This window comes from Streptomyces sp. ITFR-21, assembly GCF_031844685.1.
Taxonomy (GTDB): Bacteria; Actinomycetota; Actinomycetes; order Streptomycetales; family Streptomycetaceae; genus Actinacidiphila.
The window spans coordinates 1,377,169-1,398,987 of the sequence record NZ_CP134605.1 but is presented as its reverse complement, the minus strand read 5'-3'; the positions used below and the strand labels follow the sequence as shown (position 1 = coordinate 1,398,987).

At 73.8% G+C, this 21,819-nt stretch carries 18 protein-coding genes and 1 pseudogene; 13 read left to right on the top strand and 6 right to left on the bottom strand.

Annotated elements, in window-relative coordinates; genetic code table 11:
* Positions 1 to 90 precede the first annotated feature (90 nt).
* Positions 91 to 1,221 carry a glycosyltransferase family 4 protein gene (locus RLT57_RS06210; protein WP_311296356.1) on the top strand — a complete coding sequence of 377 codons (1,131 nt, stop codon included), beginning with the start codon at positions 91 to 93 and terminating at the stop codon, positions 1,219 to 1,221.
* 234 nt (positions 1,222 to 1,455) lie between these two features.
* Here RLT57_RS06210 and RLT57_RS06205 read toward each other — a convergent pair whose 3' ends face one another.
* Positions 1,456 to 3,252 (bottom strand): AMP-dependent synthetase/ligase, encoded by a 1,797-nt coding sequence (locus RLT57_RS06205; protein WP_311296355.1) that lies wholly within the window; start codon positions 3,250 to 3,252, stop codon positions 1,456 to 1,458.
* A 253-nt stretch (positions 3,253 to 3,505) separates the two neighbouring features.
* Here RLT57_RS06205 and RLT57_RS06200 point away from each other — a divergent pair, with 253 nt between their 5' ends.
* The 6 genes from RLT57_RS06200 (at position 3,506) to RLT57_RS06175 (ending at position 8,442) form a co-directional block, all read left to right on the top strand.
* On the top strand, positions 3,506 to 4,267 hold the full coding sequence (locus RLT57_RS06200) for a metallophosphoesterase family protein (protein ID WP_311296354.1): 762 nt from the start codon (positions 3,506 to 3,508) through the stop codon (positions 4,265 to 4,267).
* 105 nt (positions 4,268 to 4,372) lie between these two features.
* Positions 4,373 to 4,906, top strand: coding sequence for an SRPBCC family protein (locus RLT57_RS06195; protein ID WP_311296353.1), 534 nt, complete (start codon positions 4,373 to 4,375; stop codon positions 4,904 to 4,906).
* A gap of 3 nt (positions 4,907 to 4,909) precedes the next feature.
* Entirely contained in the window at positions 4,910 to 6,157 is a 1,248-nt protein-coding gene (locus RLT57_RS06190) for an ArsA family ATPase (RefSeq protein ID WP_311296352.1), read from the top strand.
* Positions 6,158 to 6,267: 110 nt separating this feature from the next.
* Positions 6,268 to 6,672 carry a DUF5304 family protein gene (locus RLT57_RS06185; RefSeq protein WP_311296351.1) on the top strand — a complete coding sequence of 135 codons (405 nt, stop codon included), beginning with the start codon at positions 6,268 to 6,270 and terminating at the stop codon, positions 6,670 to 6,672.
* A gap of 54 nt (positions 6,673 to 6,726) precedes the next feature.
* On the top strand, positions 6,727 to 7,668 hold the full coding sequence (locus tag RLT57_RS06180) for an ROK family glucokinase (RefSeq protein ID WP_311296350.1): 942 nt from the start codon (positions 6,727 to 6,729) through the stop codon (positions 7,666 to 7,668).
* Positions 7,669 to 7,689: 21 nt separating this feature from the next.
* Positions 7,690 to 8,442 carry an endonuclease/exonuclease/phosphatase family protein gene (locus RLT57_RS06175; RefSeq protein WP_311296349.1) on the top strand — a complete coding sequence of 251 codons (753 nt, stop codon included), beginning with the start codon at positions 7,690 to 7,692 and terminating at the stop codon, positions 8,440 to 8,442.
* 289 nt (positions 8,443 to 8,731) lie between these two features.
* Here RLT57_RS06175 and RLT57_RS06170 read toward each other — a convergent pair whose 3' ends face one another.
* Positions 8,732 to 9,259, bottom strand: coding sequence for a hypothetical protein (locus RLT57_RS06170; protein WP_311296348.1), 528 nt, complete (start codon positions 9,257 to 9,259; stop codon positions 8,732 to 8,734).
* Positions 9,252 to 10,040 (bottom strand): alpha/beta hydrolase, encoded by a 789-nt coding sequence (locus RLT57_RS06165; protein ID WP_311296347.1) that lies wholly within the window; start codon positions 10,038 to 10,040, stop codon positions 9,252 to 9,254. The genes RLT57_RS06170 and RLT57_RS06165 overlap by 8 nt, the downstream gene beginning before the upstream one ends.
* Positions 10,041 to 10,247: 207 nt before the next feature.
* Between RLT57_RS06165 and RLT57_RS06160 the strand changes: the two genes are divergently transcribed.
* The 4 genes and pseudogenes from RLT57_RS06160 to RLT57_RS06145 all read left to right on the top strand — a co-directional run bounded on the left by RLT57_RS06160 (position 10,248) and on the right by RLT57_RS06145 (position 14,315).
* The gene (locus tag RLT57_RS06160; RefSeq protein WP_311296346.1) at positions 10,248 to 11,027 is read left to right on the top strand and encodes a lysophospholipid acyltransferase family protein; all 780 of its coding nucleotides are present in this window, start codon (positions 10,248 to 10,250) and stop codon (positions 11,025 to 11,027) included.
* Between the two features lie 27 nt (positions 11,028 to 11,054).
* A pseudogene (macS, locus tag RLT57_RS06155) lies at positions 11,055 to 12,200 on the top strand (MacS family sensor histidine kinase); the annotation flags it as partial.
* 251 nt (positions 12,201 to 12,451) lie between these two features.
* Positions 12,452 to 13,174, top strand: a complete 723-nt coding sequence (locus tag RLT57_RS06150) for a response regulator transcription factor (RefSeq protein ID WP_311296345.1) — start codon at positions 12,452 to 12,454, stop codon at positions 13,172 to 13,174.
* 445 nt (positions 13,175 to 13,619) lie between these two features.
* Positions 13,620 to 14,315 carry a uridine kinase family protein gene (locus RLT57_RS06145; protein WP_311296344.1) on the top strand — a complete coding sequence of 232 codons (696 nt, stop codon included), beginning with the start codon at positions 13,620 to 13,622 and terminating at the stop codon, positions 14,313 to 14,315.
* Here RLT57_RS06145 and RLT57_RS06140 read toward each other — a convergent pair.
* Both RLT57_RS06140 and RLT57_RS06135 read right to left on the bottom strand, forming a co-directional pair.
* A complete protein-coding gene (locus RLT57_RS06140) occupies positions 14,299 to 16,221 on the bottom strand; it encodes an anthranilate synthase family protein (protein ID WP_311296343.1) in 1,923 nt (640 codons plus the stop codon). The two genes, RLT57_RS06145 and RLT57_RS06140, sit on opposite strands and share 17 nt — an antisense overlap.
* 196 nt (positions 16,222 to 16,417) lie before the next feature.
* Positions 16,418 to 19,264, bottom strand: coding sequence for an N-acetylmuramoyl-L-alanine amidase (locus RLT57_RS06135; RefSeq protein ID WP_311296342.1), 2,847 nt, complete (start codon positions 19,262 to 19,264; stop codon positions 16,418 to 16,420).
* A 222-nt stretch (positions 19,265 to 19,486) separates the two neighbouring features.
* Between RLT57_RS06135 and RLT57_RS06130 the strand changes: the two genes are divergently transcribed.
* Positions 19,487 to 20,836 carry a class II 3-deoxy-7-phosphoheptulonate synthase gene (locus RLT57_RS06130; RefSeq protein WP_311296341.1) on the top strand — a complete coding sequence of 450 codons (1,350 nt, stop codon included), beginning with the start codon at positions 19,487 to 19,489 and terminating at the stop codon, positions 20,834 to 20,836.
* 143 nt (positions 20,837 to 20,979) lie between these two features.
* Positions 20,980 to 21,240, top strand: coding sequence for a (2Fe-2S)-binding protein (locus RLT57_RS06125; protein WP_311300599.1), 261 nt, complete (start codon positions 20,980 to 20,982; stop codon positions 21,238 to 21,240).
* A 66-nt stretch (positions 21,241 to 21,306) separates the two neighbouring features.
* Here the strand turns inward: RLT57_RS06125 and bfr are convergent, their stop codons facing one another.
* Entirely contained in the window at positions 21,307 to 21,792 is a 486-nt protein-coding gene (gene bfr / locus RLT57_RS06120; RefSeq protein WP_311296340.1) for a bacterioferritin, read from the bottom strand.
* Positions 21,793 to 21,819 lie beyond the last annotated feature (27 nt).

The following is a 21,819-nucleotide window of genomic DNA, read 5'->3' as shown; positions in this document are numbered from 1 at the left end:
GGCGCGGCGGGCGCGGGGGAAGGCCGGGTGCGCGGCGGGGGGAAGCGGCGGAAGACGGCCGGAGCCGGCCGCGGGGTACTGTCGGCGGCGATGGACAAGACCCTGATCGTCACCAACGACTTCCCGCCCCGCCCCGGCGGCATCCAGTCGTTCGTGCACAGCATGGCGCTGCGCCTCGACCCCGCAAAGGTCGTGGTGTACGCCTCCACCTGGAAGGACGGCACGGAGGTCGCCCGCTTCGACGCGGAGCAGCCGTTCCCGGTGGTCCGGGACCGCACCGCGATGCTGCTGCCCACCCCGCGGGTGACCCGCAGGGCCGCCGCGCTGCTGCGCGAACACGGCTGCGCCTCGGTCTGGTTCGGCGCCGCCGCACCGCTCGGCCTGATGGCGCCGGCGCTGCGGAAGGCCGGCGCGCGGCGGCTGGTCGGCACCACCCACGGCCACGAGGCGGCGTGGGCGCAGCTGCCCGGCAGCCGCCGGCTGCTGCGCAGGATCGGCGAGGGCACCGACGCGCTCACCTACCTGGGGGAGTACACCCGCTCACGGATCGCCGCCGCGCTGACCCCGGCGGCGGCCGGCCGGATGGTCCGGCTGGCGCCCGGCGTCGACGAGCAGACCTTCCACCCGGACTCGGGCGGCGCTGCGCTGCGGGCCGGCCTCGGGCTCGCCGACCGGCCGGTGGTGGTGTGCGTGTCGCGGCTGGTGCCGCGCAAGGGGCAGGACACGCTGATCCTGGCACTGCCCCGGATCCTGCGGGAGGTCCCGGACACGGTGCTGCTGATCGTCGGCGACGGCCCGTACCGCGCCGAGCTGGAACGGCTCGCCGAACGCACCGGGGTGGCCGCCGCGGTCCGCTTCACCGGCGCCGTCCCGTGGTCCGAACTCCCCGCCCACTACGGCGCCGGCGACGTCTTCGCCATGCCCTGCCGCACCCGCCGCGGCGGCCTCGACGTCGAAGGGCTCGGCATCGTCTACCTGGAAGCGTCCGCGACCGGCCTCCCCGTCGTCGCCGGCGACTCCGGCGGCGCCCCCGACGCGGTCCTCGACGGCGAGACCGGCTGGGTCGTCCCCGGCGGCTCACCCGACCGCACCGCCGACCGCGTCCTCACTCTCCTCCGCGACCCCGCCCTCCGCCTCCGCATGGGTACCGCCGGCCGCCGGTGGATCACCCGCTCCTGGCGCCGCGACCTCCTCGCCACCCACCTCGAGTCCCTCCTCTGACCCCCGCGGGAGGCTTTGCCGGCTGACCGGTGGGGGCCGTCCGCGGGTCGGTCAGGGGTGCGGGGAACTGCGCGAGGAGCTCCTCCGGCCGGGGTCCGGTGGCCGGCCGGAGGGGGCTGTGCGGGCGGAGGCCCTGGGCGGGGCGCCCGAGCGGAGCCGCGCGAGGAGCTCCTGCCGGCCGGAGGTTTGGCAGCGGTCCGCAAGGGGCCGGGCGGGGGGGAAGGGAGGGCACTGCTAGCGCGCGTACAGCGCGTCCACCTCCGCGGCGAAGTCCCGCAGGACAACGCCCCGCTTCAGCTTCAGCGACGGCGTCACATGCCCCGACTCCTCCGTGAACTGCGTCCGCAGCACGCGGAACCTCCGCACCGACTCCGCCCGGGAGACGACCGCGTTGCCCTCGTCGACCGCGTGCTGGACGGCCGCCAGCAGGTCCGGGTCGTCGGCCAGTTCCGCCACGGTCCGGCCGGCCTTGCCGTGCCGTTCGGCCCACAGCGGCAGGAACTCCTCGTCGAGGGTGATCAGCGCGCCCGCGAACGGCCGCCCGTCACCGACCACCATGCACTCGGCGACCAGCGCCTCCGCGCGGATGCGGTCCTCGATCACCGCGGGCGCGATGTTCTTGCCGCCGGCCGTCACGATGATCTCCTTCTTGCGGCCGGTGATGGTCAGATACCCGTCCTCGTCCAGCGCCCCGAGATCCCCGGTATGGAACCATCCGTGCGCCTTCGCCTCCGCCGTCGCCGCGTCGTTGTTCCAGTAGCCGGAGAACAGGTGCTCCCCGTAGAGCAGCACCTCGCCGTCGTCGGCGATCCGTACCGTCGAGCCGGGCAGCGGCTGCCCGACCGTACCGATCTTCGTACGGTCCCACGGGTTGAACGCGGTGGCCGCGCACGACTCGGTCAGGCCGTAGCCCTCCAGCACCGTGAAGCCGACGCCCCGGTAGAAGTGGCCGAGCCGCTCACCCAGCGGCGCGCCCCCGGAGATCGCGTGGGTGGCCCGGCCGCCGAGCACCGCGCGGAGCCTCCGGTAGACCAGCCGGTCGAACACCCGGTGCTCCAGCCGCAGCCGCGCCGAAGGACCCCGCGGAGCGTCCAGCGCCCTGCTGTACGCGATGGCCGCGCTCGCCGCCCGGTCGAAGATCCGGCCCTTGCCGGCGGCCTGGGCGGTGGCCCGCGCCGTGTTGTAGACCTTCTCGAAGACCCGCGGCACCCCGAGGACCATCGTCGGCCGGAACGACTGGAGGTCGTCCGTCAGGTTCCTGACGTCGGACACGTGGCCCAGCCGGATCGGCGCCATCACCGAGGCCACCTCCACCAGCCGGCCGAAGACATGGGCCAGCGGCAGGAAGAGCAGCACCGAGTTGTCGCGGGCGCCGAACAGCGGGCGCAGCCGCTCCACCACGTTGCCGCACTCCGCGAAGAAGCTGCGGTGGGTGAGCACGCAGCCCTTGGGCCGGCCGGTGGTGCCCGAGGTGTAGACGATGGTGGCCGGTGAGTCGGCGGCGGCGAAGCCGGACCGCTCGTCCAGTACCGCGTCGGAGATGTCCGTGCCCGCCGCCCGCAGCGCGTCCACCGCGCCGGCTTCGATCCGCCACACGTGCTTGAGCCGCGGCAGCCGGACCCGTACCGACTCCACCGTGTCCTCGTGCGCGGCGGACTCCACCACCACCGCGACCGCGCCCGAGTCACCGAGGATCCACTCCACCTGGGACGCCGAGGAGGTTTCGTACACCGGCACGCCGACCGCGCCCGCGCTCCACACCGCGAAGTCCAGCAGCGTCCACTCGTAACGGGTCCTGGACATCAGGGCCACCCGGTCGCCCGGCTGCACGCCCGAGGCGATCAGGCCCCGGGCGGCGGACCGCACCTCGGCGAGGAAGCGGGTGGCGGTCACGTCCTGCCAGCGGCCCGCGGCGTCCTGGCGTGCGATGACCGGGATGTCCGGGAACTGCGCGGCGTTGCGGCGGATCAGATCCGTCAGGTTGCCGTCCGCGGGGACCTCGTAAAGTGCCGGAAGGCTGAACTCACGCAAGGCGGCTGCTCCTCATCGGTGCCACGGCGCACCCGGAGGGAAGGTAGGGACGGCCTGGACGTTACCCATCGGTAAGGCCCCGGCGATAGGGGCCCACAACAGATGTTTTCAGCATCACACGGCGGACGGAAGCACCGGAACCGCCGGGGCGGAGCGTACGCAGCGCGGACGAGGCGCGGACCCGGGGGCCGTGCGCGGGCGGGCCGCCCGCCGTACCCGCCGCCGCGCGGGGCGACCGCTATAAAGTGATCCCATGCGGGTGCATGTGGTGAGCGACGTCCACGGCGCGAGCGAGGCGCTGGCTCGGGCCGGAGAAGGCGCCGACGCCCTGGTCTGCCTTGGCGACCTGCTGCTCTTCCTGGACTACGCGGACCACTCGCGCGGCATCTTCCCCGACCTGTTCGGCGTCGACAACGCCGACCGGATGGTGGAACTGCGCACCGCCCGCCGCTTCGACGAGGCCCGCGCCCTGGACCGGTCGCTGTGGGCCGGACTCGACCGCGGCGCGGTCATCGAGGGCGCGGTCCGCAGGCAGTACGGCGAGCTGTTCGCCGCCTTCCCCACCCCCACCTACGCCACCTACGGCAACGTCGACGTGCCCGCGCTGTGGGAGCAGTTCGCGCGGCCCGGCGTCACCGTCCTCGACGGCGCCACCGCGCGCATCGGCGACCGCGTCTTCGGCTTCGTCGGCGGCGGTCTGCGCACCCCGATGCGCACCCCGTACGAGGTCGAGGAGGCCGACTACGCGGCCAAGGTCGCCGCCCTCGGCCCGGTCGACGTGCTCTGCTCGCACATCCCGCCCGCCGTCCCCGAACTGTGCTACGACACGGTCGCCCGCCGGTTCGAGCGCGGCAGCCAGGCGCTGCTGGACGCGATCCGCGAGACCCAGCCCCGGTACGCGGTGTTCGGCCACGTCCACCAGCCGCTGCTGCGCAGGACCCGGATAGGCCGCACCGAGTGCGTCAACGTCGGCCACTTCAACCACACCCGCACGCCCTGGGTGATGGACTGGTGACCCGGGTCCGCCGCTGACCCGGCGGCCCGCGCGGTGCCGGGCGCGGCCCCCGGGCGCGATAGCCTGCACCAGCAGCCAGCAGCACCACATCGGAGGGCCACGGCGATGGCGGAACACACCAGATCGAGCATCACGATCGAAGCGGCGCCGGACGCCGTCATGGGCGTCATCGCCGACTTCGACCGCTACCCGGAATGGACCGGCGAGGTCAAGGAGGCGGAGGTGCTCGCCCGCGACGGCGCCGGCCGCGCCGAGCAGGTGCGCCTGCTGCTCGACGCCGGCGCGATCAAGGACGACCACACCCTCGCCTACCGCTGGATCGGCGACAGCGAGGTCCACTGGTCGCTGGTCAGGTCCCAGATGCTGCGCGCCCTCGACGGCTCCTACGCGCTCGCCCCGCTCGACGGCGGCGCCCGCACCGAGGTCACCTACCAGCTCACCGTGGACGTCAAGATCCCGATGCTGGGCATGATCAAGCGCAAGGCGGAGAAGGTCATCATCGACCGGGCGCTGGCCGGCCTGAAGAAGCGGGTCGAGTCCGGCCCGGACGCCTACGCCGGGGCCGGGGAGTCCGCCCGGTCCGCCGACACCGCCGGGGAAGCCGGCGACCCGGCCGGCAAGACCGGCGAGCCGGCCTGACGGGTGGCCTCGGTACGCACACTTCTGGTCACCGGCGCCCCCGGCGCCGGCCGCACCACCGTCGCGGCGGCGACCGCCGCCGTGGCCGCGCGCTCGGGCGGCCGTACGCTGCTGGTGACCGCCGACCCGGCCGCCGTCGAAGCCCTGCTGCCGGGGGCCGGCGACCCGGGCCCCGGCGCGAAGGGCTCCGGCCGCCCGCGCCGCGACCCGGCCGGTGTCGCCGGCGCCCGCCCGGTGCCCGGTGCCGACGGGCTGCACCTGGCCGTGGTCGACCCCGCCGCCTCCTTCCGCAACGGCATGCTCGACCTCCAGGACCGGATCGGCAGCCTGCTCGGCATGCTCGGGGCGGCGCCGCTGGACCCCGAGGAACTGACCGCGCTGCCGGGCGCCGACGCGCTCGCCCTGCTGCGGGCGCTGCGGCGCACCGGGGTGACCGGCCGGGAGTCGCCGTGGCAGCTGGTGGTGGTCGACCTGCCGCCGGTCCGCGAGGCCGTCGCGCTGCTCGCCCTGCCCGAGCAACTGCGCCGCTACCTGCGGCGGTTGCTCCCCGGCGACCGGCAGGCGGCCCGCGCGCTGCGGCCGGTGCTGGCCCAGCTCGCCGGGGTGCCGATGCCCGCCGAGTGGGCGTACGAGGCCGCTTCCCGCGCCGACCGCGAACTGGGCACCGTACAGGCGGTGATCGACCACCCGGACACCGCGGTGGCCGTCGTGCTCGAACCCGGCCCGGCCGCCGGGCGGGCGCTGCGCACCGCCAGGACCGGCCTGGCCCTGTACGGCCACCGGCTCGCCGCCGTCACCGCCAACCGGCTGCTGCCGGCCGGTGGCGCCGACCCGTTCCTCGCCGGGCTGTCGGCCTGGCAGCAGGACCACCTCAGGGCGCTCGCCGAGCAGTGCGCCGCCGACGGCGTACCGCTGACCGGGCTGCCGCACCTGGGCCGCGAGCCGCGGGACCCGGCGGAGGTCGCCGTGCCCGTGCCCGCGGGCGGCAGGCCGCGGGCCGAGCCCTGGACCGTCGACGAGCGGCTGGCCGACGAGGGGCAGTTCGTCTGGTCCCTGCCGGTGCCCGGCGCCGATCGCGACGGCCTGGATCTGGTACGCCGCGGCGACGAACTGGTCGTGGACGCCGGCGGGTTCCGGCGGATCGTGCCGCTGCCGTCGGCGCTGCGCCGCTGCGCGGTGGCGGGCGCGGCGCTGCGCGAGGGTGAGCTGCGGGTCCGCTTCACGCCCGATCCGGACCTCTGGCCGCGCTGACCGCCGCTGCCGCGGGCGGTTCGGGTACCGTCGAAGAGGGATCGACACACAGCGGCGGCGCGAGCCGCGGCAGCCCGGACCGCACCCCTTGGAGCCTTGGAGAGCCGATCATGAGCGAAGCCACGGACCGTCCCGACGCCGACGCGTGGGCCAAGGCCAGCGCGGAGGACATCGCCGCAGAGCACGCCCGCCGGCGGGCCCGAGCGGGCCAGGAACCGGGCAGTGCCGGGGACGAGCTGCGCCGGCTCGCCGAGGCGGTCAGTGAGGCCGTCACGGACCGGCTGGCCACCCTCCGCAACCCTGCCGTACAGCTCGCCGCCCAGGGCGTCATCTCCCAGGTGCGTTCTGTTGTCGAACCCATCGTCGAGCGCAACCCCGACGTCTTCGATCATCTGAGCGCCGCCGGAAGCGAACTGCTGGCCGCATACCGGTCGGCAGTGACCCGCGCGGAGTCCCGCTGGACCGCGGGCGACGAGGGCAAGCGTTCAACCGCTGAACACATAGACCTCGATTGACCCCCTCTCCGGTACGGTTCTCTTAGCGGGGATCGACCGAAAACTGAGGGACACATGGGACTCACCATCGGCGTCGACATCGGCGGCACCAAAATCGCGGCCGGAGTGGTCGACGAGGAAGGCTCGATTCTCGAGACGGTCAAGGTGCCTACTCCGTCGACTCCCGAGGGCGTCGTCGACGCGATCGTGGAGGCGGTACGCCAGGTCAGCACCGGTCACCAGATCGAGGCCGTCGGCATCGGCGCCGCCGGTTACGTCGACGACAAGCGCGCCACCGTCCTCTTCGCCCCCAACATCAACTGGCGGCATGAGGCACTCAAGGACAAGGTCGAACAGCGCGTCGAGCTCCCCGTCGTCGTGGAGAACGACGCCAACGCGGCGGCCTGGGGCGAGTATCGGTTCGGCGCCGGACAGGGCCATTCCGATGTGATCTGCATCACTCTCGGGACGGGTCTGGGCGGCGGCATCATCATCGGCAACAAACTGCGGCGCGGCCGGTTCGGCGTCGCCGCGGAGTTCGGACACATCCGGGTGGTCCCGGACGGGCTGCTGTGCGGCTGCGGCAGCCAGGGCTGCTGGGAGCAGTACGCCTCCGGGCGCGCGCTGGTCCGCTACGCGCAGCAACGGGCCAACGCCACCCCGGAGAACGCGCAGGTGCTGCTGGCGCTCGGCGACGGCACCCCGGAAGGCATCGAAGGCCGGCACGTCAGCGCCGCCGCCCGGCAGGGCGACCCGGTGGCCGTCGACTCCTTCCGCGAACTGGCCCGCTGGGCCGGTGCCGGACTGGCCGACCTGGCCTCCCTGTTCGACCCCTCGGCGTTCATCGTCGGCGGCGGGGTGTCGGACGAGGGCGAACTGGTCCTCGACCCGATCCGCAAGTCGTTCCGGCGCTGGCTGATCGGCGGGGAATGGCGTCCGCACGCCCAGGTGCTGGCCGCGCGACTCGGCGGCAAGGCGGGGCTGGTCGGAGCGGCTGACCTGGCTCGCCAGGGCTGAGGGACGGATGGAGCGGACGGGGTGACCGTGGAGGATCTGCCGAGTTCGGTGACCGAGCAGGACGGCTCGGCGGTGGTCCGCGTGCTCAGTTACAACATCCGCTCCATGCGGGACGATACGGTGGCGCTGGCCCGGGTGATCCGCGCCTGCGCCCCCGATCTCGTCCTCGTCCAGGAGGCGCCGCGGTTCTTCCGCTGGCGCAAGGCCGCGGCCCGGCTCGCCGGCGCCACCGACCTGGTGTACGTGACCGGCGGGGCGACCGCGGCCGGTCCGATGATCCTGTCGTCGCTGCGGGCGCACGTGGAGCGCACCGAGGACGTCCTGCTGCCGCACACCCCGGGGCTGCACCAGCGCGGGTTCGCCACCGCGGTGCTGCGGATCGGCGGGGCCCGGCTGTCCGTGCTCAGCGCGCACCTGAGCCTCAACGCGGCCGAGCGCTACGAGCAGTCCGGCCTGCTGACCGACCGGATCAGCGGCCTCGGCGAGCCGTACGCGATCGCCGGCGGCGACCTCAACGAGCGCCCCGACGGCCCGGCCTTCGGCCGGATCGCCGGCCGGCTCAACGACGCGTGGGCGGCGAAGCCGTGGGGCGGTGAGTTCACCTCCTCCGCGGAGCGGCCCTACCAGCGCATCGACGCGCTGTTCGCCTCCCACGGCGTCGACATCCTCGGCTGCGGCGTCCCGCACGCGCTTCCCGGCATCACCCGCCACGACCTGCTGGCCGCCAGCGACCACCTCCCCGTACTGGCGGCGCTGCGCATCCCGGTGTCCTGATCCCGGTGTCCTGATCCCCGCGTCCCGACCCCGGTGCCCGGCCCGGCGGACCTGAGGGCGCGCCGCCCCGACCGGCCGGCCGCCCACCGGCCGGCCGCCCACCGGCCGGTCCGCCCCCGGCCGACCCCCCCGGCCGACCCCCCCGGCCGACCCCCCGGCCTGACCGACCGGCTGGACCTGACCGTCCCGGCCCGACCCTCCCGGCCCGCTGGTCCGCGGACGGCCGCCGCCCCCGCGCCGGGCGGCACGGGGGCGGCGGCCGAGAGCCGGGAAGCCGGGGCGACGGGGGTCAGACCACCGCGCCGCCGCCCGGCAGGTCCTCGTCGTCCTCGCCGGTGCGCATCCGCGTGACCAGGGTCGCGAAACCGCCGATGAAGCCGCCGAGGCCGATGAGCACGGCCCACCAGGTCAGGTCGAGCTGGAAGAGGATGAAGGCGAGCAGCAGCAGCGGGCCGCCGATGACCGCGATCCAGGCGAACTTGGTGGTGACGTCCGCCTCGGGCAGCGGCGGCGGCTCCGGCGGCACGAAGTGCGCGTCCTCGTCGTCCTCGTCGTCGACCAGCTCGTAGTGCCGGGGCCCGGAGATGACCGGGTGGATGACGATGCTGCGGTCGGGCGGCGGCAGCACCTTGTTCATCGGTGGCTCGGGCCCCGGGTTCTCCCGGACGTTCTCCGCCTCGGGCCAGGACGGCACGGTACCGGGCACCGGCTCCGCGTCGTAGCCGGCGACCAGTGCCGCCCACGCCGCCTCCTCGTCCAGCGGCGGGCGGGCCGGCTCCTCCTGCGGAGCCGTCCCCTCGTCCTCGCGGTCAGCCACCGGCCGCCCTCTCCTTGGCCGTGCCACCCGCCGGAGCGGACAGCCGCGTCACGAAGTCGTACGACTCCGCGAAGATCCGCTCGGCGTCGTGGTCGAGCGTCGCCACGTGGTAACTGCGCTCCAGTACCCGCTCGGTGACGTCCGTCGACGACACCCTGCCGAGCACCACCGCCGAGTTGGACGGGTGCACCACATGGTCCACCCGGCTGTGCAGAAGCAGCAATGGCTGGGTCACCTGCGGCAGCCCGGCCCGTACGATTCCCCAGAACCTGCTCAGCGAGTGCACCGCGTGCAGCGGCGTACGGTCGTAGCCCAGCTCGCCGCCGCCGTCGCCGAGCGCGATGTCGCTGGCGATGCCCGCCACCGACGGCACGAAGTGCCGGAGCACCGGCACCGCCTTCAGCTGCACACTGTCCGCCTTGACCGACGGATTGACCAGCGCCAGCCCGCTGATCGCCGTGCCGTGCTTCTGGGCCAGCCGCAGCGCCAGCGCCCCGCCCATCGACAGGCCGCCGACGAAGACCCGCGAGCAGCGCCCGGCCAGTGACAGCAGCTCCCGGTCCACCTCGGCGTACCAGTCCTGCCAGCCGGTGAGCTGCATGTCCTGCCAGCGGGTGCCGTGCCCGGGGAGCAGCGGCGCCGAGACGGAGAGCCCGCGGGCGGCCAGGTACTCGCCCCACGGCCGCAGGGACTGCGGAGAGCCGGTGAAACCGTGGCAGAGCAGGACGCCGGTCTCGCCGCCTTCATGACGGTACGGTTCGGCTCCGGACATGAGCGGCACCGTTGGTCTCCTGTTCGCACGCGCGTACGCGGGTATACGCAAGGTCGGGGGTCAAGCGTACGCGGCCCCGATACCCAGCGGTAAGCCCCATCGGATCTGCCGGGCCGCGCGGCCACCCGTGGGCCGCGCCCGGCGGACGCGCGGGGATGCGGTCCGGCCGCGCGCCGGTGGCGCTAAGGTCAGTGCGTCGGATCACAGGAGGATCGGTTGTTCTACGGCGTGATGAAGATCGTTCTCGGCAAACCCATCAAGGCCGTCTTCCGGCCCTGGGTGGAGGGCATGGAGAACATCCCCAGCGAGGGCCCGGCCATCCTGGCGAGCAATCACCTGTCCTTCTCCGACTCCTTCTTCCTGCCCTCGATGCTGGACCGCCCGGTCACCTTCATCGCCAAGGCGGAGTACTTCACCTCGCCGGGACTGAAGGGCAAGCTGACCGCCGCCTTCTTCAAGGGCGTCGGCCAGCTGCCGGTGGACCGCTCGGGCGCCCGCGGCGCCGGCGAGGCCGCCATCAACAGCGGGGTGGCGGTACTGGCCCGCGGCGAGCTGTTCGGCATCTACCCCGAGGGCACCCGCTCGCCCGACGGCCGCCTCTACCGCGGCAAGCCCGGCGGGCTGGCCCGGGTCGCGCTGGCCAGCGGCGCCCCGGTGATCCCGGTCGCGATGATCGACACCGAGAAGGTGCAGCCGGTCGGCCAGGTGATGCCCAAGCTGTCCATCCGGCCCGGCATCCGGATCGGCAAACCGCTGGACTTCAGCCGCTACCGCGGCATGGAGAACGACCGATTCATCCTCCGCTCCGTCACCGACGAGGTGATGTACGAGATCATGAAGCTCTCCGGGCAGGAATACGTCGACATCTACGCCACCGCCGCCAAACGCCAGATCGCCGAAGCCGCGAAGGCGGCGGCCGAAGCCGCGGTTACGGAGGCGGCGGCGGTCGGGACGGCGGACGGCGCCGCCAGGACACAGGAGCCGTCGGGCACCTGACGGCCAGCACACGGGGGAGGGGCCGCCATGGCCACGAGCATGTCCGTGGAACAGCCGCTGTGGCGCGCCCTGACCGGATACCGGGTGCTGACCTGCGGGTACGCCGTCGCGCTGTACGTCCACGCCTACGCCGGGCTGCGCCATCCGCTGCCCGGCGGCGTCTACATGGCGGTGCTCACCGGCTGGACGCTGGCCACCCTCGGCCGGGTCAGGAACGCCGAGCGCTGCACCCCGGGCTTCCTCGCCGTCGACCTCGCCATCGCGCTCACCGGCATCCTGCTCACCGGACTGGTGGACCACCCCGCCCGGATCCAGTCCGGCGCCTTCACCCTGCCGTCGATATGGACCGCGGGCTCGGTGCTGGCCTTCGCGATCAAGGGCGGCTGGCGATGGGCCGCCCTGGCCTCCTCCCTGGTCGCCGCCGCCGACCTGGCCGAACGCGGCGCCCCCAGCCGCGACACCCTGCACAACCTGGTGCTGGTGTGGATCGCGAGCATCGCCATCGGCTACGTGGTCGAGGTCGCCAGGGCCAGCGAGCGGACCCTGGCCCGCGCGCTGCAGATCGAGGCCGCCACCCGGGAACGCGAACGGCTGGCCCGCGACATCCACGACGGCGTGCTCCAGGTACTCGCCATGGTCCAGCACCGCGGTGACCGGGCCGGCGGAGAGGCCGCCGAACTCGGCCGGCTGGCCGGCGAGCAGCAGGCCGCGCTGCGCGCCCTGATCAGCGCCCAGCCGGCCCACCCGCCCGGCACGGCGGACGGCGACCCGGCGCGGGCCGCGGCGCCGCGGGACCTGCGGGCGCTGCTCGCCCCGTACGCCTCGGACCGGGTGACGCTGTCCGCGCCCGGCACCCCCGTCCTGCTCGACCCGGCCGCCGCCGCCGAACTGGCCGCCGCTGCCGCCGCCGCGCTCGACAACGTGGCCCGGCACGCCGGCGAGGGGGCCCGCGCGTGGATCCTGGTCGAGGACGAACCGGACGCGGTGCTCGTCACCGTGCGGGACGACGGCCCCGGCGTCCCCGACGGCCGGCTCGCCGCCGCCGAGCGCGAGGGGCGGCTCGGCGTCGCCCAGTCCATCCGCGGCCGGCTGCGCGACCTCGGCGGCACCGCAGACCTGCTCTCCGTACCCGGCCAGGGCACCGAGGTGGAACTCCGGCTGCCCCGCCGGCCCGCGGAGTCCGGCCGGAAGCGTACGGGCCCGGGAACCGGCGCTTCGGCTGGCGCGAAAGCCGGGGTGCGGGCGGGTGCTTCCGCCGGTGAGCCGACCGGCGCCCGGACCGGGGTGCCTGCCGGCGAGCGTGACGGCGTGCGGACCGGTGGGCTTGCCGGTGAACCGTCCGGCGCTCGTGTCGAGGGGCCGGCCGGCGGCCGGGGCGAAGGGCTCGGCGAAGTGTTCAGCGATGTGAGAGGGGGCAGTACGCGATGACGGTCGGCACCGCCGGGGAGGCAGGCGACGACCAGCCGGTGACGGTGATGGTCGTGGACGACCATCCGATGTGGCGTGACGCGGTCGCCCGCGACCTCACCGAGGCCGGACTGCGGGTGGTGGCCACCGCGGGCGACGGGCCCGAGGCGATCCGCCGGGCCCGCGCCGCCCGCCCCCAGGTGCTGGTCCTCGACCTCAACCTGCCCGGCGCCTCCGGGGTGCGGGTCTGCAAGGAGGTGGTGGCCCACGACGCCGCCGTCCGGGTGCTGGTGCTGTCCGCCAGCGGCGAGCACGCCGACGTCCTGGAGGCGGTGAAGTCCGGCGCGACCGGCTACCTGCTCAAGTCGGCGGGACGCGAGGAACTGGTGGAGGCGGTCCGCAGGACGGCCGTCGGCGACCCGGTGTTCACCCCCGGGCTGGCCGGACTCGTACTCGGCGAGTACCGCAGGCTGGCCGCGGCGCCGCCGCTCGCCGCGGCCGACGGGCCCGCCGCGCCCCGGCTGACCGAGCGGGAGACCGAGGTGCTGCGGCTGGTCGCCAAGGGCCTGAGCTACAAGCAGATCGCCCAGCGGCTGGTCATCTCGCACCGGACCGTGCAGAACCACGTGCAGAACACCCTCGGCAAGCTCCAGCTGCACAACCGTGTGGAACTGGTCCGCTACGCGATCGAACGCGGGCTCGACGGCGGTACGGCGTCCGGCCCCGAGGGCGATATGTGACCCGCGTCACCGTCGGCGGAGCGGAAGCCGCCTGTCCGTCCCCGCCCACCTGCGGCGAAGGCGGCCAGGCGCCCCCGCCGGCCGGCCCCCGCCGTTGTCCCGCGGGCCGCCGGCTGTTCCCTTGACGGTGCCTTGACCGAGATGCCTTGCAGCGGACGATCTCCGAGCCCTATTCTCCCTGCACCCGGCCAGGCCGTGGTAGGGAAGTCCCGCCAGCCCCGCGACGCCTGGCACGCGCTCGCTGCGTTGTCGGGGTCGTCCGAGCAGCCCGCTACGAGGGCGACCTCCCCCCGCTACCGCTGGGGGTGCCCCCACCGCTCCGTGATCCGGGGGGACCCCCGGACGCCGCGGGTCCCGCCCTCCGGGCGGACGGCGCTCCTTCCGCACCACGACCGGTCCGGCCGCTTCGTTTACCCCTTTTGAGTAAGTTGAAGGAGCGCCCGGTATGACGGGTGTGGCGAGCGGGCGCGGCGCGCCCGTACTGGCGGTCGCAGGCGGCACCGCATCCGGCAAGTCCACCCTTGCCGAGGCGTTGGCGCTGCACCACCCCGAGAGCGTCGGACTGATCCACCTGGACGACTTCTACGTCCCCGCGCACGATCCGGTGCGCGGGGTGCGGACGCTGAGCGCGACCGGTGCCGAGACGCTGGACTGGAACCATCCCGGCTCCATCGACGAGGGCGCGGTGGCGACCGCGGTCGACGCGGCGGCGAACGGCGCGTTCCGGCTGGTCGTCGTCGAGGGCCTGTTCGCGCTGACCCTGCCCGCGGTCACCGACCGCGCGACCTGGCGGGTCTACGTGGACACCCCGGACGACATCCGGCTGGCCCGCAAGATCCTGCGGAAGATCGAGGTGCAGCGGCAGGACCCGGCCCTGTCGCTGCGCAACTACCTGCTCAGCGGGCGGGAGCGGCACGCCGCCCATGTCGCTCCCTCCCGCTCGCTGGCCGACCTGGTGGTCGACGGCACCGCCGACGAGTACGCGATGATCACCGCGGTGCTGGGGCTGGTCGGCCCGGTACTGGCCGGCGCGCTGGCCCCGCAGGCCCTGGCGGCACCGTCCCGCGCGTCGCAGGCGCTCACCCCGCAGGCGCTCACCCCGCAGGCCCTGGCGTCGCAGGCGCTCACCCCGTCGGGCTGAGCACCCCCGCGAGCAGTTCCGCCGCCAGGGCCGTGCCGTTCAGGGTCAGCACCGACTCCGGGTGGAACTGCACGCCCGCGAAGCCCGGCCCGCGCAGCGCGTGGACGTCCCCGGTGCGCGGGTCCCGGCTCAGCGCGACGCGGTGCATGGCGAGCTCCTCCGCGGCCGCGTCGTCGCAGCGGGCGGTGAAGGAGTTGTAGAAGCCGACCGTCTCGGGGCGGCCGAAGAAGTCGATGGACTGCTGGGCGCCCTGGAAGGGCTCGTCCTTGCGGACCAGGTCGAGGCCGAGTTCGGCGGCCAGCAGCTCGTGGCCGAGGCAGACGCCGAGCAGTCCGTGCCGGTGGCCGGCCACCAGGTCGCCGGCCAGGGCCCGCAGGAAGCGCATCCTGGGGTCGGCGGCGTCCGCGGGGTCGCCCGGCCCGGGACCGAGCACCACCGGGCCGGGGTGCGCCAGCGCCGCCGCGCGCAGGCCGGGCTCGTCGAAGCGGCGTACCGTCACCGTGAGCCCGCTGGAGCGCAGCACGTGCGCCAGCATCGCGGTGAAGGTGTCCTCGCCGTCCACCACCAGGGCGTGCCCGGACAGCGGCCCCTCGGGCGGCCGGGTCTGCATCCGCAGCCAGAAGGGCGCCAGGCCGGCCCGGCGGGCGTCCAGGGCGGCCCGGACCCGGATGTCGTCGGCCAGCCGGGGCCGGGGCGCGCTCCCGGCGGGCGCCGGCGCCCGCCTGACTCCGAGGGCGGTCAGTACCCCGGCCGCCTTGGCGTGCGTCTCGGCGACCTCGGAGCGGGGGTCGGAGCGGCGCACCAGGGTCGCGCCGACGGCCACCGCGAGGTCGCCGGCGGGCGAGATGTCCGCGGTACGGATCAGGATCGGCGAGTCCAGGGTCTGCGCGCCGCCCGCGTCCCGGCCGATCAGCGCCAGCGCGCCCGCGTAGTAGCCGCGGCCCCCGGCCTCGTGGCGCCCGATGACCCGGCAGGCGTTCTGCACCGGCGAGCCGGTGACGGTCGCGGCGAACATCGTCTCCCGCAGCACCTCGCGGACGTCCCTGGTGGACCGGCCGCGCAGCTCGTACTCGGTGTGCGCGAGGTGGGCCATCTCCTTCAGCCGCGGCCCGACCACCACTCCGCCCAGGTCGCACACGCCGGCCATCATCTTCAGCTCCTCGTCCACCACCATCGTCAGCTCCTCCGCCTCCTTCGGGTCGCGCAGGAACTCCAGCAGCGACTCGGCGGACGGCCCCTGCTCGGGGTGGCGGTAGGTGCCGCTGATCGGGTTCATCACCACCGTCCCGCCCGACACGCGCACGTGCGCCTCGGGGCTGGCGCCGACCAGGGTGCGCTGCGGGGTGTGCACGACGTACGTCCAGTACGCGCCGCGCTCGCCGCGCAGCAGCCGGCCGAACAGGGCCAGCGCCGCGTCCGGCCCGAAGTCCGGGACCGAGCCGCGGAAGGTGCGGCGGATCACGAAGTTCGCGCCCTCGCCGCTGCCGATCTCGTCCGCCACGACCCGCGCCACGATGTCCGCGTAGGCGTCGTCGTCCACGTCGAAGGCGCCGTCCTCGACCCGCACCCGCCGGTCGGGCAGCGCCGGGAGCAGTGCGGCGAGCGGGAGTTCGTAGCTCTCCTCGGGCCGCAGGACCAGCAGCGGGGTGCCGTCGTCGCGGACGTCGAAGCCGCGTTCGCGGATCTGCCGGAACGGGACCAGGGCGAGCGCGTCGGTCACCGGGGCGCCGGGCGGGCCGGCGGGCAGCGGGATGTCGCCGAGACGGGCGGCCTCCTCGACCGGGCCGAGCAGCACCTCGACGGTGTCGTCCGGGCGGCCGGGGGTCGCGCGGCGCAGCAGGGCGAACGGCGGGCAGCCGGGGGCCAGCAGGCGGGCCGTCAGCTGGGCGGGGGTGGCGGTGGGCACGGTGGGTTCCTTCCAGGGGGTTCCCTGGGGCGGCCGGGCCGGGAAACGCCGAAGGCCGCCCCAGGGGGGCGGCCTTCGCGGAGTGATCGGTTCGCGCGATGTTCAGTGGGCCGCCCGGGAAGCGGTCCACCACCAGCTCTGGTTGAGCGTCTGGTCCATCGGCGCGATCATGTGCCCGACCCTACCGTATGACGCGTCAGACGAGCATCCCGTACATGCCCCAGCCGGTACCGACCTGGACCTTGGCGGCGAAGGGCGAGGCGGCGTTGCCCGTTCCCTTGAAGAGCCACAGCTTGCCGTCGGTGTCCCGGGTCAGCATGTCCGCCTTGGCGTCGGTGTTGAGGTCACCGGTGCCCAGGACGGCGTTGTACGCGCTGCCGCCGCCGAGCTTGGCCCGCGCCGAGAACGGGGCGGTGGCGCTGCCGGTGCCCTTGAACAGCCACAGGACGCCGCCGGTGTCGCGGGCGATCAGGTCCGCCTTGCCGTCGCCGGTGACGTCGGCCAGACCGGAGATCAGGTTGTAGGAGTTCCAGCCGCTGCCGATGGATGTCCGGGCCGCCAGCACGGTGCTGGTGCCGGTGCCCTTGAACAGCCACAGGTTGCCCTTGCTGTCGCGGGCGATCAGGTCCGGCCTGCCGTCGCCGGTGATGTCGCCGACGCCGGTGATCTGCGAGTACGCGCTCCAGCCGGTGCTGATCTTGACCCGGGACGCGAGTGGGGCGTTGATGTCGCCGGTGCCCTTGTAGTACCAGAGCGTGCCGGCGGAGTCCCGCGCCACCACGTCGCCGGTGCCGTCCGCGCGCAGCGGCGACAGCGCGGTCGCCGCGTTGTACACGGTCCAGCCGCTGCCCACCTTGTAGCGGGTCTGGAACGGCTTGCTCGGGTTGCTGGAGCCCTGGTACTGCCACAGCGTGCCCGCGGAGTCCCGGGCCAGCACGTCGTAGCGGGAGGCGGGGGCCAGCGGCGCCGTCGAGTCGAGCTGCGCGACATCGGCGGCCTTGACGTACGCGAGCCGGTGGTTGAAGCGGATCGGGTAGAACTGCGTGGTGCCGGTGACCAGGGTGTGGTCGCCGGGCGCGCTGTTGTCGAAGTTCTGCGCCAGGAAGTAGTCGCCGCTGACCGCCGGCCCGGCGGGCACGTACGCCTGGCCGGCGGCGATCGCGTACTTGGTCAGCGCCTTGTCGTTGTCGGTCTGCACCGGCACCTGGGTGCCCGCGTACGCGGCGGACTCCGGGTAGGCGCGGCCGTAGACCGGGACGGTGGTGCGGCCCGCGGCGGGCGTGACCACGGTGCTGGGACCGGTGCCGACGACCGAGGAGTACTGGCCGCCCGGGTTGTAGAACCAGCCCTTCTGGCCGCCGTACCAGATCGCCGTCCAGTCGCCGGACATCTGCGCGACCACGAACGTCCCGCCCGCGACGGCCTTGTCGCCCCAGTCCGGGCCGTCGGTGGTGCCGGCCGTGCCGCCGTGCAGGTACGGGTCGCCGAGCGGCGCCGCGGAGGTGGCCGGCGAGGAGTAGAGGTAGACGAAGTTCGCCGGGTGCGCGGCCTGCGCCACACCGCCGTAGGTGATGGCCGGCTGGTTGGCCGTGGTGTACGGCGGCACCACCCGGATCACCTGGCCGGTGCGCAGCGGCGCCCCGGCGCCGCCCGCGCCGTCGGGCGCCAGCAGCAGCGACATGTAGTGGTTCCAGTCCCAGTACGGTCCCGGGTCCCAGTGCATGCCGCCGACGTAGGAGTCCAGCGGACCGGGCACGTCGTCGTGGCCGATGATGTGCTCGCGGTCGCGCGGGATCCCGTACAGCGCGGACAGGTAGCGCACCAGCTGCGCGGAGGACTCGTACTGCGGCTCGGAGTACCAGCTGCCGGACTTGATCGCGTAGCCCTCGTGCTCCACGCCGATCGAGTGCATGTTGACCGACTTGTTGCCCGCGTGCCAGGCGGTGTCCTTGGTCGGGATCATCTGGGTGACCAGGCCGTCGGACGCGCGGATGATGTAGTGCGTGCTGGAGTACGCGGTCGGGTCCTGGAAGCTGGCGATGGACCCGGCGTAGCTGCCCTCGGTGTCGTGGATGACGATCGTGGTGATCTTCTGGCCGTCGGCGGGCCGGTCGGTCACGTCGTAGTTGCCGTAGTCGGCCTTGTCCGAGCCGTTCTGGGCGAACGCGGCCGGTTCGAAGGTGCAGTGCAGCGACGCCGGGCACTCCGGGGTCGGGGTCGCGGCGGGCACGGCGTCGGCCCTGACCGCGGGTGCGGTGGTGACGGCCGCCGCCAGCGGGGTCTTGGAGAGCTTGACCGGGACCACGCCGGGCGAGGCGGGCAGGGAGACCTGCTGGCCGTCCTCGGTGGTCGCGCTCCGGCCGCTCCTGACCGTGTCGAAGACCCGGTCGGCGAAGAGCTGGGCGCCCTGTCGGTCCGGCGACTGGCTGTAGCGGGCGACCGCCGGGTACCAGTGGCCGGCGTCGGCGGGCAGCGAGCCCACCGCGGTCCTCTCGTACCGGGCGAGCAGCGCCGCCGCGCCCCTGACGCTCTGCCTGCTGTCGGTGCGCAGCCTGCCCGCGGACTGGCCGATCAGCTTCGCCGCCGAGTCCAGGGTGTGCAGCCGCGGGTCGGAGGTGTCGACCGCGCCGACGTTCTTCAGCAGGGCCGCGTCGGGGTGGAACCTCCTCGTCCTGGCCGGGTCGCCGCTCTGGTTCAGCTCGTCGGTGACCTCGGCGCCGCTCTGCCCGGCCACGTCACCGGGATCGACCTGGGTGAGGCCCATCACGTTGTAGTTCCCGGTGGTGCTCGGCTTCCCGCCGTGGGCGTTCCACAGGGTCTGCCGGTACGAGACCGCCATCAGCACGTTCTGCGGGACGCCGAACTCCCGTGCGGCGTCGGCGAAGTCGTTCTGCAGCGCGTGGGTGTCGGTGGCCTGTGCGCCGGTTCCCCCCGACGGCGACGCGATCGCGATCGTGCCGTACGCGGCCACGGTGGCCAGCACCGCCGCGGCGGCTCCGTACGTGATCAGCGATGTCCTTCTGCGGTGTCTGGCGCGTGGCAACCTGCGTGCCCCCCGGCTCCAGGGCGCGTTGAGTACGCCCGACGTTGGGCGGTCGTCTCCGACGGATACCGTCCCGAGTCGCAGACGCTAGCAGCCGCCCCAGTGGTTGCAGCCGGAGGGCACGGCCCTTGCGGGACAGGGGCGCCGGGATTCAGCCGGACGGCGTGTCTCATCCAATGGGCGAGCGGGGAGCCCGGTTGCCCGACCCCGTAATCTGGGGGGGTGACCGTGAACGCAGAACTCCACGCCGGTGGCAACACCTGGCACTCCCTTCCCGCGGCGCAGCAGCCCGAGTGGCCCGACCCCGAGGCTCTGCGCGATGTGATCGCCGACCTCGCCTCGTATCCGCCGCTCGTGTTCGCCGGCGAGTGCGACCAGCTGCGCACCCGCATGGGCGCGGTGGCCAGGGGCGAGGCGTTCCTGCTCCAGGGCGGGGACTGCGCCGAGGCGTTCGACGCGGTCAGCGCCGACCAGATCCGCAGCAAGGTCAAGACGCTGCTGCAGATGGGGGCGGTGCTCACGTACGCCGCCTCGGTGCCGGTGGTCAAGGTCGGACGGATCGCCGGCCAGTACAGCAAGCCGCGTTCCAAGCCGACCGAGACCCGCGACGGGGTGACGCTGCCGACCTACCGCGGCGACTCGGTGAACGGCTTCTCGTTCACCCCCCAGGCCCGTGTTCCGGACCCGGAGCGGCTCAAGCGGATGTACCACGCGTCGGCCTCCACCCTGAACCTGGTGCGGGCCTTCACCACCGGCGGGTACGCCGACCTGCGCCAGGTGCACGCCTGGAACCAGGACTTCGTCAAGTCCTCGCCGTCCGGACAGCGCTACGAGGCGCTGGCCCGCGAGATCGACAACGCGCTGAACTTCATGTCGGCGTGCGGCATCGACCCCGCCGAGTTCAAGACCGTGGAGTTCTACGCCTCCCACGAGGCGCTGCTGCTGGACTACGAGTCGGCGCTGACCCGTACCGACTCGCGGACCGGCAGCCTCTACGACGTCTCCGCGCACATGGTGTGGATCGGCGAGCGCACCCGGCAGCTGGACGGGGCGCACATCGAGTTCGCCGCGCGGATCCGCAACCCGATCGGTGTGAAGCTCGGCCCCGGCACCACCCCGGAGGAGGCGCTCAGCTACATCGACCGCCTCGACCCGGACCGGGAGCCCGGCCGGCTGACCTTCGTGGTGCGGATGGGCGCGGACAAGGTCCGGGACAAGCTGCCGACGCTGGTGGAGAAGGTCACCGCCTCCGGCGCGGAGGTGGCCTGGGTCTGCGACCCCATGCACGGCAACACCTTCGAGGCGGCCTCCGGCCACAAGACCCGGCGCTTCGACGACGTCCTGGACGAGGTGAAGGGCTTCTTCGAGGTCCACCACGGCCTGGGCACCCACCCCGGCGGCATCCACGTCGAGCTGACCGGCGACGACGTGACCGAGTGCGTGGGCGGCGGCGACGAGATCTTCGTGGACGACCTGCACCAGCGCTACGAGACGGCCTGCGATCCGCGGCTGAACCGCAGCCAGTCGCTGGACCTGGCGTTCCTGGTGGCGGAGATGTACCGGGGGCAGTAGCGGCGGCGCCCGCCCGGCCCGGCGGCGCGGCGAGGGGCGCGGATCACACCGATCCGTGCCCCTCGCCGCTTTTCTCCACCCCGGGTCTTAGGTAAGGTAAGCCTGACCTCAGTTCCTCCGGGTCTGGACGGGCGGTGACCGGCGTGTACATCTGCTCCTGCTTCGGCATCACCGAACAGCAGGTCAGGCAGCACGCCGACGACGGCCGCCGCACCCCGCGGCAGATCGCCTCCGCCTGCAAGGCCGGCACCGACTGCGGCTCCTGCGTCAAGCGCATCCAGGCCGTACTCGGCCGCGGCGCCGGCCGCGCGGCCACCCCGGCCGCCGCGCCCGCCGTGGTGCGGCCCGCCGTCCCCGTCGTCCCCGCCGCCATGGCCGAGGCCGGAGACGTACGGGCGGCCTGAGCCGCCCGCAGACGTCCGACAGGCGACGAGGGGACAGGCCGACGGCCGCGGCCGTCGGCCGGCCGGTCAGTCGACGCTGCTGGGCTGCTCGATCTGCTGGGCGATGTACAGCGGCTCGCCCAGCTTCTCGATCAGGTCCAGCTGTGTGTCCAGGTAGTCGATGTGGTGCTCCTCGTCGGCCAGGATCGACTCGAAGATGTTGGCCGAGGTGATGTCGCTCTTGGCCCGCATCAGCTCGATCCCGCGCCGCAGCCGGTCGATCGCCTCGACCTCCACCTGCTTGTCGGCCTGGAACATCTCGGTGACCGTCTGGCCGACCCGGACATGGAACAGCCGCTGGTAGTTCGGCAGCCCCTCCAGCAGCAGGATCCGGTCGGTGATCAGCTCCGCGTGCCGCATCTCGTCGAACGACTCCGAGCGGGTGTATTTCGCGAGCTTGAGCCAGCCGAAGTTCTCCTGCATCTTCGCGTGCAGGAAGTACTGGTTGATCGCGGTCAGTTCGGCGGTCAGCTGTTCGTTGAGGAACTCGATGACCTCGGGGTCGCCCTGCATGGCAACGCCGTCCTTCCGGTTGGCTCG